Raw genomic sequence first — 13,917 nt, 5'->3', positions numbered from 1 at the left:
TAAAGCATGCCGCCAGCGTTCAATCTGAGCCAGGATCAAACTCTTCAGTTCAATCTCTGTTTTTCCGGTATTGCTACCGGAGGTCACTCACTCAAAATACTGACGAATCTCTTACGAGATTACGTTTAATATATTTTGTGCGAGCGTTATAACGTATATTTTGAGCATCGGACCCGAAGGTCCGGGCATATCGTCAAACGCCCACACTTATCGACTGTTGATTTTTAAAGATCGCTGCCTTGTTTGTTTGACGAAGCGTTGTGTTCGTCAGCAGCAGAGAAGCGAGATTATGCGGTACAGCGTGCAACTCGTCAACCCCTTCTTCTTTCTCGCTTCGCTTACTGTTTTAACAGCGTTGCGTTGCGAGGGACAGAACTATAGCAAACGAAACTCTCGTCCGCAAGGTGGGATGTATAGTTTCGCTCATGCCCTCTCTTCAAATACCTGACCATGTGCCAACCGTCGTAGTCAGCGCGACACGCACGGAACGGGCCAGCTTCGACGTTCCCGCCGCCATCGACGTCCTGGATACGGAAAGGATTCGCGAAGGACAGCTGCGTATCAATGCATCCGAGTCGCTCGCCGCCGTGCCGGGCTTGGTGGCGCAGAACCGCCAGAACTACGCCCAGGATTTGCAGATTTCTTCGCGCGGCTTCGGCGCACGCTCGGCTTTCGGTGTACGCGGCATACGCCTGATTACAGACGGGATCCCGGCCAGCATGCCAGATGGCCAGGGCCAGGCAGCCACGTTCAACCTCGATATGGCGGACCGCATCGAAGTCTTGCGCGGCCCTTTCTCCGCTATATATGGCAACCATTCCGGCGGCGTGATCCAGCTATTCACGCGTGAAGGCCTGGGCCGGCCCACGCTGGAAAGCAGCGCCAGCTCCGGCAGTGACGGCACCTATAAGGTGGATTTCTCAGCTCAAGGTACGGCATCGGGCCTCGGTTACGCGCTCGACTCATCTCGCTTCCATACCGACGGCTATCGCGATCACAGTGCGGCCACCCGCGAGCAGGCGCACGCCAAACTGACAATTCGCCTCGACAGCGGCGGCAAATTCACACTGGTCGCCAACGGGCTGCGTCAGAAAGATACGCAAGACCCGCTTGGCGCCACCTGGACAACGTGGTCGCGCGATCCCCGTGCCGGCGAGATCGACAATACCGATACGGCCTCGCCCAAACGCACGCTCGCCGCACGCTATGACACGCGCAAAAGCATCGACCACCAGCAAGCCGGAGCAATATGGGAGCAAGCACTGGGCTCCGGCACAAAGCTACAGCTCTCGGCTTATGCCGGCAACCGTCAGGTGATCCAGTACCAGGCGTTCTCTCGCGCATTTCAGGCTCCGGCCACCCAAAGCGGCGGGGTTGTTGATTTCGACCGCGATTTCCATGGCGGGGAGGCAAGGTGGCAGCGCGAAGTAACGCTCAATGGCGGCAAACTGACCGCGACCGCCGGAATCGAATACGCGCGCTCGGTTGACGACCGCAAGGGATATGAAAATTTCAACGGGCCTGCATTCGGCGTCAAAGGCCGGTTGCGGCGCGATGAAGACGATATTGTCTCCAGCGTGGATCCTTACGCCCAGGTAGAGTGGCGGGGCGAGCGCTGGCAATTCATCGCAGGCCTCCGCCATAGTCATATGCGCGTAGCCGTCGACGACCGTTTCACCAGCAATGGCGATGACAGCGGAGCGCTACGCTATAGCAAAACGACGCCGCTGGCCGCAGTTCTCTACCGATTGAAGCCGACGCTGAACCTCTACGCCAGTGCGGCCGAAGGCTTCGAGGCACCGACATTGAACGAGCTGTTTTACTCGCCAGGAGGGGGAGGCTTCAATTTCGGACTGAGCCCGGCGCGCAGCAAGCACGTCGAGGCAGGCCTCAAATCGGTCCTCGCACATGATGTTCGCGTGGATGCGGCGGTATTTGAAGTCCGTACCAGCGGCGAACTGCTTGTCGACGCGGCCTCCGGCGGCCGTACCAGCTATCGCAATGCCGGCCGCACGCAGCGCAAAGGCGCGGAGCTTGCATTGGATGCCGCACTGGGTGCGGGCTTCAGCAGTCGCGTCGCCCTCACTTCCCTGCGCGCCACTTTCGACAACGGCGCCCGTCTTCCAGGCGTACCGCGTGCAAATGCCTTTGCCGAACTGGCGTGGCGGGAACGAGCGGGCCGCTGGCGTGTGGCGCTGGAAGCGATTGCCAGCGGCAAGGTTTATGCGGAAGACAGCAACCAAGAGCGGGCGGCGCCCGGCTATGGTCTGCTGAACCTGCGCCTGACTGCGGCGCAGGAAGCCGGCGCATGGCGCATCAGCGAGTTTGCGCGCCTGAACAACCTAGCCGACAAACAGTACATTGGCTCCGTCATCGTCGGCGACGCGAACAAGCGCTTTTACGAGGGAGCTCCGGGCCGTCACTGGGCGCTCGGGGCCGGCGCCCAATACCGGTTTTAAGGGAAGACGAAGGATTTCACCAGGGTCAATTCGCCCGCCGCGCGCAGCGGGACCTGGAAGGTCTGCTGCTTTTCGCTCGGCGTATTTTCATTGGTAATGATCGAGACGGTGGCAACGGTAATCACCTGCTGTTCCGAATTACCACCGTAGTAGTTCACATAGACGTGGTAGTTGCCCTTGGCCGGCGCCGGGCTGGAATAGATCTCCGGTCCGTAGCCGGTCGTTACGTCCACATCGAGTCCGCTGCCATCGGGCAGGATGCGATTGCCGTACCAGGAGTGTCCGCCATTGGGCGTCACCACATGCAGGTCCACATCGGTCCCGGGACTATCCCACGACAGCACAACCCGCAGGCGCGATTTGGTCTTGCCGGTGTAGCCGTCGTAGAACTGCGTGCGCGCCCGGCTCTTGCCGTCCGGCGAGCGCACTTCGACGCTGTTCGAACCCGTGCCAAAGCTGTAGGGGCGCGCAAAGCGGCCGTCTTCTTGCAACTGGATCGGCATCGCCACGCCGTTGACGATCAGACGCCCCGGCTTGTTCTTGTTGGCGCCCGCGATCTTGCCGCGGATCTGCGCCGTTTCGGCCTGCCCTTGCTGCATATTGACGGCGGATGCCGGATAGTTGACCGTCTGGCTGTATTGCTCTTCGCTGCCGGCGGAATTGCGCCAGCCGCCCTTGGGCGATTCGATGCTCACCTGGGCCATGGCGCAAGCGGGCAGCAGCAACAGCGGAAGGCAGAGTTTCTTCATGTGTTCAGTAGACAAAAGATTTAACAAGGGTCAGGTCGCCGATCTTGCGCAGCGGGACAACGAAGTCCTGCCGCTTTTCGTTGGGCGTGTTTTCATTAAAGACCAGGGTGATGCGCGTCGTGATGATCGGGCGCTGGCGCGTGGCTTCGTCAAAGTGGTAGCCCGAGCTGCCGAAATTACCCCAGTAGTTCACCCACACCTGGTAGGTGCCGTGCATGGGCGAGGCCATGGTGAACATCTCGGGGCCAGGCCCGTCGACGCTGTCCGCATCCAGCCCGCCTCCATTGGTGAGGAATGGATGGGCGAAAAAGGCATGCTGTCCATCCGGCGTGATGATGTGCAGGTCGATCTCGGCCTGGTTGTCGTCCCATGCGCCGATAATGCGCAGGCGGGGCTGCGAACGGCTGCTGTCCGCCTCGTAAAATTGCATGCGCTTGAGCGATTTGCCGTCCGGCGAGCGGACCTCGACGCTGTTGGAGCCGGAGCCGAAGGCATAGCCGCGCGCGTAGCGGCCCTCTTCCCCGGTGTACAGCGGCGTGGGATTGCCGTTCACGATCAACTGGTGGAAGGGACGCTTGTTGCTCACTTTGGCCAGCTGGCCGCGAATCATGGTGCGGTTCTTTTGCGCACCGCGGTCGATCAGCGAATACGGATAGCTCACCGCCAGCTCGCCGGATTTGTCGGTCAGGCCGGCGCGGTTCCAGCCACCCACCGGTCCGGTCAGCGTCTTGTCCTCGGCCAGCGATGGCGCGGCGGCCAGCGCCAGCAGCGCCGCGGAGATGGCTTGGATATGCGTCATTACATTGCCTCCAGCGAGAGGTCGTTCAGCCGGCGTGCCAGGCGCTCGACATAGTCTTCATCCTGGCCGCGCGGATGGCGGCGCAGGCCGATGTGCAGGTATTCGTGGGCCAGCGTGATGCGGTCCTCACGCGTGGCGAGCGGCCGCATGAAGATGCGGTTGCGCGATTGCTCCGAATACGGCGCGCCGCTGGCCAGCGCGCATACCGCGGGCCGCTGGGCCGGCGCTTCGTAGCCGTCCTCGCGGCGCAGCATGCGTTCCCAGCGCGGCAGTGCGTATGCCAGCCATTGTTCATTTTTTTCCAGCCGGGTGCAGGCCGTCCCGCTGTTACCTGCCGTGGCCAGCGTGGTGCCGGGATACGCTGCCGCCAGGATGCTGTCGAACCCCTTGCCGGCGCGCGCTTGCGCCACGGCGTCGCTCCAGGCCAGTGTATTGGTACCGGCCTTGCTGCTGTGATACCGCACCGGCGCGCCGTCCAGCACCAGCTGGTCGGTCCAGCGCGCCACGGCCAGCGCGGCGGCACTGGCCGGATTGGGGCTGACGCGCTGCGTTGCGCTGCTATCGGTGATGTGCTGGCAGGATTCAGCGCGGCGCGCATTCTGCTGCAAGTAGCTGCGCGCCGCGATCGCAAAGGCGCGCGCCGCCTCGGTATCGGCGGCGCTGGCCTCGCGGTCGATCACGCGCGCCACATATTCATTCACGCCAAGGCGGCCACGCAACTGCGGCTTGCCGTCCGGCCCCTTGGCCAGCACCAGTTCCCCGTTGCTGCGAATCGGGAGGCTCTTGCCATTCTCGAACTGCACCACGTAGCGGCCGTTCAAGGCCCCCGGCGGGGCAAGGCCTTGTTCGGCGCTGACAGCCCGCACCGGATAGCGGGCGAAATAATCCACTACGACGCAACCGCTGTCTTCGGCCGGCTGCACCGGCGGCAAGGCCGCAGCGATCTGCGGCGCCCATTTCAGGAAGATGCCGCTACTGCTATCGTTCCCCCCGAACCAGACCGGGGTGCCGTCGGCCAGCCAACCGGCTGCGCCGCCCAACCGGTCCTGCGGCCGTTTGGCCTGGTGCCAGGAATACGTCTTGACCCGCAACTGGCTGCCAAACCAGCGTACGCTGCCGGCGCCCCGGCCGTCCAGGACCACGCGCAGCAAGGCTGCCTCGGCTTCGCTGCGGCTGGCCGGCGGAATATTGGCCAGCGCCCGCAGCAGGCTACCCAGCGTCACCTGGCGCCCCGGCTCGAGCCGCGCCGGATCGGCCAGCCAGGCGAACTCGCCGGCCGGGGCACTGCCAAGGCGGCGGGTCCAGTAGTCCTGCCACGGCTTTTGCGCGATGCCGAGGCGCTCCGGCGCGAAAAACAGGCCGCAGGATTGCGCCAGCGCCGCGTCGCGGCCGATGCTGCCGCCCGCGTCGCAGCAATACACTTCCTCCTGTTTATGCCCGCCGCAGTTGTAGTCGGGCGTGGGCAACCTGCTATCCACCGCGTAGACATACACGAACAGCTTCCACAGGCTGCCGAGCGGAATTTCGCTGGCGGCGGTCATGGGCTGCGTGCCCGACGCGCTGCGCTGCTGCAGCTGCAAGGCCTGCACTTTGCCATCCCGCCACCACGCCAGGTCGAGCGAGGCCGCCGCCGCGACGGGCGCGGCGCAGGCCAACAACAGGGCGGGCAGCAGGCGTGGCAGCATTACTCGACTTTCAGCGTGCGCATGGTCTTGCCGCCGCCTTCAAAGGCTTTCTGCTCCGGCTGGTACATGCGGTGGAAGCGCGATGGCGGCAGCGTGTAGCTCCCCTTCTGGCCGAAGCGCAGCAGGTGGCGCACCACAACGTCGCCGCTCAGCGGCTCGATCGGCACGGCGTAGCCGTCGCGGCGCTCGACATGGCGCGCGCGCTCCAGCGGCACCGGCTGTTCGCCGCCGGCCAGGGTCATGCCCCAGGTGGTCGATTCAACCATGGCGCCCGGCGGCAGGGCTACTTCCAGCAAGCCGAAACGGTGCGTGGCGCTGCCGGCCTTGAGCTTGATTTCGTCCATATACAGCTCGTCCGTGCGCAGCGCTTCGCCCGGCTTGACCAGCTCCATGGTGTAGCCCTTGGAACCGGCTTTCATGCGCAGGATGCGGCGTTCGATGCCCACGTCCAGCGCGTGCTGTTCGACGGCGCGGCTGTCGTACTGCACGATGGCGACGGTGCCGGCCGGCGCTGCCTGCGCCAGCTTCAATTGCTCCGGCAGGGATTTGGCGTCGGTCCAGCGCCATACGGCCTGGCCGCTGCGGCTGTCCGCCTTCTGCCATGCGCCTTCCAGCGCGGCCACCGGCGTCTTGGCTGCCGGCGAACCGCCCAGCTTCTTCTGCACCCACACCAGGGTCAGGGCGCGGTCCATGGTCGGCATGTCGGCACGCACCGACGACAGTACGGCGTCGGCCTGGGCGGCCGGCACTTCGCCGGCCAGCATCAGCAGCGCCTGTGCTACCGGCGCCGGCGAAGCGCGCAGCGCCGCCCATGCCTGCGGCAGCTGCTGCTGCAGCGGCGCCGGCAAGGCGATGCCGTTCTGCGCGGCGACCACCGATACCAGGCCGACCGCCATGGCGCGCGTCACGCTATCCTGGCCATCGGCCAGCAGCACGCTGCTCGCCACGCCCTGCTTGCGCGGCACATTGCCGATGTCCAGCGCAGCCGCGTCCGATACCAGGCTTTCCGCCAGGGTCTTGGTCGGCAGGCCCATTTCACGCATCATCCACAAGCTCATGGCGCGCTCCAGCGGACCATTGTCCTTGCTGTGCTCCGTGTAGACATTGACCAGGTTGTTCCAGTGCTCCGCCGGCAGCTCCAGGCGCAAGGCGCGCGAAGCGTACCAGTCGGCGTAATAGGCGTAAGACGTCATCAGGGCGTCGCCCTGCGTCGCCGGGCCCCACCAGCTGAAAATCGCGTCCGGTCCCGCCATGGAGACCAGGCGCAGGCGCTGCGCCTGCATGATCGCCATCAGGCGTTCGCGCACGCTGCCGGCTTCCGGCGGCATGCTCTGCACGGCCATGGTCAGCGGAATCAGGCGGCTGGCTGTCTGCTCCACGCAGCCATACGGGTAGTCGATCAGGTCGTCGGCAATACGGGCGAAGTGACCGGCAGCGCCCTGGGCGAAGGAGACGCGGATATTGCGCGCGTCGGCCGGCAGCTTCATTGCGTTATCGACGCCGGTCAGTTCCACGCTCATGCTGCGCGGGCTGCTCCAGGCCACCGGCTGCTCCTGCACCTTGGTGTCCAGCGCGTCCACCAGCTTGCCGTTCTGCTTGACTTCCAGGCGCAGCGGGCCAGAGCCCACGGCAACCGGGAATTCAACATAGTTCACACCCGGCTTGGCCGACAGTTTTTCCACTTTCGGCTGCGGACCACCGCTCAGCGCCACTTCCAGCGTCTGCGTCTCGCTGGTCTGGTTGAACACCGCGACCGACGCGCGCGGCGCATCGCCGGTGCGCAGCCAGTCCGGCGAAGTCCACTTGGCGTAGAACGCCTTGTCCGAGCGCAGGTAGCCGGTGCGCTGGCCGACGCGGCCCTGCGCATCCATAGCGCGGCCGGTAATGCGCCAGCGCGTCAGGGCGTCGGGCATGACGAAGGTGACGCGCGCCTTGCCGTCCGCATCGGTCTTCAGCGACGGGGCCCAGAAGGCGGTGTCGATATTGTCGCGGCGCGGGCGCTCCAGCACTTTGACGCCCCGTTCATTGTAGTTGTGGCGTCCAGGCACGTTCTCGCGGCGGCCCTGCGCCATGTCGTAGCTGATGAACGACAGACTGGCCGTGGTGCGCACATTGTTGCGGCGCGGATGGTAGAAGAAGTCCGCGATATCGGGCGCGATCTCCGGCTGCAGCACATAGATCATTTCATCCACCACGCCCAGCGTCACCAGCGTGGACAGCGGTTTGCCGTCCAGCTGCGCGGTCACGTCCAGGGTCACCTTCTCGCCCGGCTGGTAGACCTCCTTGTCGGTCTTGAAGCTCAGCGCGATGCGCGGCTCGACCACCACCAAGCCGGCATTCTGGAACACGAAGTCGCCGCCGCTGGTATAGGCTACCGAGAAGGTCATGTTCGGGCCGTGCTCCTCCTTCACAGGAATGCGCACGCGCCACTGGTTCTTCGCCACGCGCTTGGCCTGGAACCAGTCGGCGCCGCCGCTCAGCAGGCCATACTGCTCCACCTTGTCGCGCTCCATGGTCAGCAAGGCCTGATCGACCGGGGCGGAGAACGTCACCAGCGCTTCGGCGACTTCGCCCGGACGGTAGCGTGCGCGGTCCAGTACGATTTCAATGCTGCCGGGCGCCGCCTGCAGGCCTTCGCCGCTGACCCAGTGGCTGGCCGCCGCCAGCAGGTTGCCGCGCTCATCGCGCAGCGACAGCTGGTAGGAGCCGGGCTTGCTGAAGCTGACGTCCCAACCCTTGGCGGCGGGATCGAATTTGCCGTCGGTCTTTTCCTGCTTTTCCAGCTGCACCATTTCCCAGCGTACCGGACGCGCCGCGCCCTGGCCATCCGCCACCAGGTCAAAGTGCACCTGCTGGCCCGGCTCGGAGAAGGAGCGCGCCGCTTTCAGCTGGTAGCTGGTGATCGAACGCTCGATCATCAGTTCGCGCGTCGCCTTGACGCGGTAGGCCGCGCCGTCGGTCGCCATCACGGTCAGCACATAGCGCGACGGATCGGCGGCCGGTGGCAGCGTGAAGGCGTAATCGCCGCTGCCGTTGGTCTCCGCTTCCTCGGTCTTCAGCTGCACCGGGAACAGGCCGCTGTAGCGCAGCTCCCCCTCCACCATGGTGTTCTGCTGGCCGCGCAGCGACAGCGACAGCTTGGCGTTCTTGACCGGCTTGCCGTCCGGGTAGCGCAGCGAAATGGTGCCGGTGACGTTCTCGCCGGTCTTGAATTCCGGCTTGGACGGCTGCAGGTTGATTTCGAAGTGCGGCTTGACGTATTCCGCGACGCGGAAGGCGGCGCCGTACAGGCCGTCCCTGTAGCTGAAGCGCAATTCATAGCCGCCGGCGGTGGCCTGCTCCGGCAGGCGGAAGCGCGTCTCCGTGCCCGTTTCACCGGACAGCTGCAAGCTTTGCGTCAGCAGCGGGGTGCCGTTCGGATCGAACACGGTCAGGCCGATCGGCGCTGCCGCGGCGGCCTGCGACTGGCGCGCCGACATGAATTCACGGCCCAGGAACTTGACGTTGACCTCGTCGCCAGGACGGTACAGCGGACGGTCCGTGACCGCGTAGATCTTGGTGTTATAGATTTCGCTGTCGTAGTAGAAATTCTCCGACACGAATACGCCGCCGTTGCGGTCTTCACCGATCACATAAGTGTGCTCAGGGCTGCTGCGCTCCATCGACACCACGCCATCCTTGGCGGTCTTGCCGGATTGGAGCACACCGGTGCCGTCGGTCCACAATACGCTGGCGTCGGCAACCGCGGCGCTGTCGGCGCGGCGCGCGGCCCAGACCATCATCTGGCCGGACGACACCTTGGTCACGGCCATGGTGTCGGAGACGAATACCAGCGTGGTGGCGCGGTGTTCGCCGATGATGGCTTCCACCAGGTACAGGCCCGGCTTGCGCTTGCCGACCGGGATCATCACATTGCCGCTGCCGCTGGAAATAAACTCGCTGCTGGAGCCCTCCATATTGACATCCTTCGGCGGCTCGATGGATTTCGCCTGCCAGATCGGATAGCGGAAGCTGTCCACCATTTCGAAGCCCTTGATCGGCTTGTACTGCGGATGGTTGGCGAACACGGTCGCGCGCTTCATCGCTTCGTCGTTGGTGGCCAGCTTGGGCTGGTTCGAGGTCACCGCCTGGCGCGCGTCGGACGAGAAGATCCTGCGCCATACCAGGCGCGATTGCTTCCACCAGCTGTCCCACAGGAAGCTCAGCGCATTGGCCAGACCTTCGCCCTGGTAATTGCCTTCCACCTGGATGCGGTGCAGGTTGCGCTGCTTCTTCAGGAACTCAAGCGGCTGCGGCACGCGGTAGACCACGACGTCGGCGCCGGAATAGGCTTCCAGCTTGGAACGGCCGTAGTCGCGGCCCGGCACTTCCAGGCGCACGCGCGCTTCGTCCGTGCTGCCGTAACTGGCATCGGACAGCAGAAAGAACGGCTCGCCCTTGAACAGGGAATAGCCGCTGGACGGAGCCTCCTGCGCCTCGGCCCCTGCCAGCGCGGTCAGCGCCAGCAGGCCGGCCAGGCACAGCCTCAGGACAAAAATGACAGCCGGAATACGCCGGCGAAGTTGGGATTGTTGACCGCTGGTTGCCACCGCGTGTCCTTCCATGTCGTTAGTTGTTGAATATCGACGGTACGAAGACCGTTGTCTGTTGGGGTGACGGTGCCCGTGTGGTAGGCGATATGCGCCCCCATCCACACCATCAAATGTTGTTCGTCGCCCTGGTCGTAGAACAGCAGGTCGCCCGGGAGCGCCTGGCTGATTTCACGCGCCACGAAGCGGCTGTTGTGCTGCACCAGCGCCAGCGCCGTGACGAAATGGCCTACCTTGCCATCGCCTTGCACCCAGCGGTTGCGCAGAGCCGCCTGGGGCGGCGTCAGGTCCAGTTCGGGCGGCAGGCGGCGGTCGCTGGCGATGCCGTTGGCGCGCATCCATTTGGCGTCATGCGCGGACAAGGCTTCGTTGACGGCAAAGCGCACCAGGCCCGCGCAATCGCGGTGCTGCCAGCGCGGCGACGGACCCTGCTCGATCTGGGCGCTGATGATGCGCAGCATCCACGCCTGAAAGGCGCGCGACTGGGCTTGCGACAGGCGCGCCTGCGCATCCGCCGATCCGGTCAGCGCCAGCACCCGCGGCGCCGCCAAAGCGGCGGCGCAGGCGGCCATCAGGCGCAGTGTGCCGCGCCGCTTCATTTGCCCGCGACCTGCCATTCCAGCGGCTGCCAGGAAATGCCCGAGGCCGGCAGCGACTTGAGCACCATGCGGTAAGGCGGATATTTCTTCAGCGCTTTCAGGCGCGGCACCAGGTGCTCGTCGACCGCGCCGCGCAGCACGGGTTCGCGCTGGCTTGGCAGGGTATTGAAGCTCTCCTCCTCGATCAGCTTTGCCAGCGAGGCAGGTGCGATCAGGCCGACGGTATGTTTGGCGTCCGGCAGCAGATCGGAAGCGGCCGGCAGTTCCTTGCGCTTGACCGCCAACACCTGGTCGACCAGCTTGCCGTCGGCGGAGAACACCACCGTATTGCCGCTGATGGCCAGGGTCGGCGTGGTGTCGCCCTGGGATGTGGATACCGTACCGCTCCAGCGCAGCTCGCCCTTCTTGCCTTGCTGCTTCTGGGCGCCTTTGCCGTCGCGGATCGCGGCCTGGAACAGGCTTTCGAACAGCGCCTCGTTGCCGCCGGCGCGGTTGGCGACGAATACCGGCGTATGCAGGCGCGAATTACCGTACCAGCAGGCGGCGACCGGGCCACTCAGTTCGGTGGCCAGCGGCAGCACCGGCTGGCTGGTCTTGCCGCCGATGCTGGCCAGCACCGGCTGCAGGCTGGTCCAGTCCACCGGCAGCGTGAAGCAGGTGCTTGGGTTGTAGGGCAGTGCCGACCACAGGGCGCTGCTGTCGTAGCCGCCCTTGGGCAGCTTGGCCGCATCCAGCAGCGCCTGCGAGCGCCAGGCGCCCTTGCTGAAGTCGAAGCGCAGCGCCTCCAGTCCCGCGAAGAAGGGCTGGTAGCCGAACGACAGGAAATCGGCCTTGATGGCGATGCTATGGCCATCCTGCGCGGTTTTGTCGAAGTGGAATTGCTCGTGGAAGAGCGCCTGCTTCGTCTTGTCCGCCGCCAGCAGCTTGCTGACGGTGGCTTCCGCCTTCTCGTCGCTCACCTTGCGGTCGGCGCCGTACAGCATGCCGGGGGTGGACAGGATCACCATGCGCTCGCCATGCGCTGCGAACAGCAGGTTGCGCTGGTAGGCGTAATTCAGGGCGTAGACCGGCACCTTGTCGCCGTCCACGCGCAGCTCGCCGGCAATGGTCAGCTGCGTATCCTTCAACGCCACCTTGCCGGCTTCTTCCAGCACGCGCGCCAGCTTGCCGCGCGAAACGGAGATCATATAGTGTTTCAGCGAACCGTCAGCGTCGCGCCACATGGCCACTTCCGCCGGTTCGTCCAGCACCATGCGGATCAATTGGTCGCCCCAGCCCAGCTCATGCTCGTAGGCGATGCGGCGCAAGCTGCCTTTCAGCCCCAGGCGGTCTTCGGTCTGCTCGTAATAGAACAGGAAGTCTTCGCGCAGCACATCACGCGCCAGCGGCACGGTCAGCAGGTCGCGCGGCAGGCTGGAAAGGCTTTTGGTGACGACCAGGGCGTCCGGCTTGGACAGATCGAGCTTCAGGCTGTTGACAGGGCCATTCATCGCGCCCCAGCCAAAGGCCCGATAAGCGACCAAGCCGCCGGCGACAACAACAACTGCCGCGGCGATCTTGGCCAATGTCTTTTTGTTCATGGCGGGTTCCGCAAAGTTATTTTAATTACAACGATGCGGAATTTTGCCATGGAGTAACCAAATTAGCCAGTTAAATTGTGTAACGGACACGGCCCGTACGCGGCCTGCAGCAGCAGTTGCAGCGTTTTTGCGCCCGCATATTCCGGGACCTGCCGCAGCGCCGCATGCTTGATCCGATCCAGGCGGGACGGCTTTTTCAGCATGCCCTGCTGGAGCAGGAAAATGCAGTCGTCCACCAGCTGCATCATTTCCTCGCGCGACAGAGAGGCGCGCCCTTGGAGCGCCGTGTAGCGTTGGTGGCGGCGCTTCGCCACGCGCCGCTTGTGCCGGCATTCGACACAGCGCACGCATTCGGAGTCGACATAGAAGCCACGCGCTTCATACCAGTAGCGCTGCTCCAGAGCGAAGAAGATGAAGTCGCGGCTGCGGCGCCAGGTCATCCACGCCGGACCTCGCAGTAGCTGCACGTTTCGCGCTTGTCGAAGCTGATCGACACCGGCAGGAACAGCCCAATGATCTCCGCATTGGTGCGGGTATGCTGCGACACCACGTCCATGGTGAAGCTGCCGCCGCCGGCCAGGGCCATCGGCAGCAGCAACTGGTCTGCCAGATGCTCGCTCACCGCGGCGCCCGACGCGATATAGCGGCGCGCCTGCGCCACCGCATCGCGCGCCACCTCCTCCGCGCGCCGCGCCTTTTCGCCGAAGGCGACGAAAACTTCCGTCACGTGTTCGTGCTCCAGCGTGATCAGCAGCGCGTTGCCGGGACCCCAATGATCCGGCAAAACCTGGAAGCGCAGCTGCTCGCCGGACCAGCCCATGGCGCTGGCCACGCAGTCCAGCTCGCGCTTGGCCACGCCGCCCGGCACGGCGGCGACCAGGCTTTCGGCATAGGCTTCGCGCCGTTCGCCGCGCGCGTCCAGCGCCAGCCGGCGCCATGCAGCCAGCGGCTGCACGCTGGCCCGCACCGCACCGCCGCCCGCCGGATAGAAACCTGCGCGCTCCAGCTTGAATTCGACCTGCGCCCCCATATCGGCCATGGCGCGGCCGTAGGCGCGCTGCAGGAATTCCGCCGGCGGCGCCTTGGAGTTATGGGTGCCGCCGCTGACGCGCACCACCGACGGCCCCGGCGCATACAGCAGCGCCGGAATCACGGTCTGCAGCACCAGCGTCGAGCTGCCCGCCGTGCCGATCTGGAACTCATACTCGCCCGCCCTGATCGCGCCAGGCGCGAACGTCAGGCTGGTGGAACCCAGCGCATCGCCCTCGACTTGCGCGCCGGAGATTTCCGTCGCCGCTTTGACCGAAGCGAGGTGCTGGCGCATCAGGCCCGGTTTGGAGCGGTTGGCGCGGATGTTCGCAATGCGAAACGGCTGGCCGGTAATCATCGAGAGCGTCAGCGCTGTGCGCAGCACCTGGCCGCCGCCCTCCCCTTTGGATCCATCAATTTCAATCATT

General features: G+C 64.9%; 9 protein-coding genes. 1 reads left to right on the top strand and 8 read right to left on the bottom strand.

Features of this window, described 5'->3' with window-relative positions:
• The first annotated feature begins 452 nt into the window (after positions 1 to 452).
• On the top strand, positions 453 to 2,459 hold the full coding sequence (locus H597_RS31200) for a TonB-dependent receptor family protein (RefSeq protein ID WP_229632190.1): 2,007 nt from the start codon (positions 453 to 455) through the stop codon (positions 2,457 to 2,459).
• Here the strand turns inward: H597_RS31200 and H597_RS0116115 are convergent.
• From H597_RS0116115 to rtcA, 8 genes are all read right to left on the bottom strand, one after another.
• Complete coding sequence (locus H597_RS0116115; protein WP_028103051.1) at positions 2,456 to 3,208, bottom strand: YfaP family protein; 753 nt, start codon at positions 3,206 to 3,208, stop codon at positions 2,456 to 2,458. The genes H597_RS31200 and H597_RS0116115 overlap by 4 nt on opposite strands.
• A gap of 4 nt (positions 3,209 to 3,212) precedes the next feature.
• Positions 3,213 to 4,007 carry a YfaP family protein gene (locus H597_RS0116110; RefSeq protein WP_154668137.1) on the bottom strand — a complete coding sequence of 265 codons (795 nt, stop codon included), beginning with the start codon at positions 4,005 to 4,007 and terminating at the stop codon, positions 3,213 to 3,215.
• A complete protein-coding gene (locus H597_RS0116105) occupies positions 4,007 to 5,692 on the bottom strand; it encodes a DUF2300 domain-containing protein (protein WP_028103049.1) in 1,686 nt (561 codons plus the stop codon). The genes H597_RS0116110 and H597_RS0116105 overlap by 1 nt, the downstream gene beginning before the upstream one ends.
• The gene (locus H597_RS0116100) at positions 5,692 to 10,281 is read right to left on the bottom strand and encodes an alpha-2-macroglobulin family protein (RefSeq protein WP_307580022.1); all 4,590 of its coding nucleotides are present in this window, start codon (positions 10,279 to 10,281) and stop codon (positions 5,692 to 5,694) included. Before H597_RS0116100 ends, H597_RS0116105 begins: the two co-directional genes overlap by 1 nt.
• On the bottom strand, positions 10,218 to 10,898 hold the full coding sequence (locus tag H597_RS0116095) for a DUF1175 family protein (RefSeq protein WP_083941133.1): 681 nt from the start codon (positions 10,896 to 10,898) through the stop codon (positions 10,218 to 10,220). The genes H597_RS0116100 and H597_RS0116095 overlap by 64 nt, the downstream gene beginning before the upstream one ends.
• On the bottom strand, positions 10,877 to 12,460 hold the full coding sequence (locus H597_RS0116090) for a DUF2138 family protein (RefSeq protein ID WP_028103046.1): 1,584 nt from the start codon (positions 12,458 to 12,460) through the stop codon (positions 10,877 to 10,879). Before H597_RS0116090 ends, H597_RS0116095 begins: the two co-directional genes overlap by 22 nt.
• A 62-nt stretch (positions 12,461 to 12,522) precedes the next feature.
• Positions 12,523 to 12,900 carry a zinc-ribbon domain containing protein gene (locus tag H597_RS31195; protein WP_051293850.1) on the bottom strand — a complete coding sequence of 126 codons (378 nt, stop codon included), beginning with the start codon at positions 12,898 to 12,900 and terminating at the stop codon, positions 12,523 to 12,525.
• Positions 12,897 to 13,916, bottom strand: coding sequence for an RNA 3'-terminal phosphate cyclase (gene rtcA, locus H597_RS0116080; RefSeq protein WP_028103045.1), 1,020 nt, complete (start codon positions 13,914 to 13,916; stop codon positions 12,897 to 12,899). Before rtcA ends, H597_RS31195 begins: the two co-directional genes overlap by 4 nt.
• Position 13,917: the final 1 nt, after the last annotated feature.

Origin of the sequence: Pseudoduganella violaceinigra DSM 15887 (genome assembly GCF_000425385.1) — a bacterium.
GTDB classification, from domain to species: Bacteria; Pseudomonadota; Gammaproteobacteria; order Burkholderiales; family Burkholderiaceae_D; genus Rugamonas; species Rugamonas violaceinigra.
Note: the sequence above shows the minus strand (reverse complement) of the source record. Positions and strands in the feature narration are given on the sequence as shown.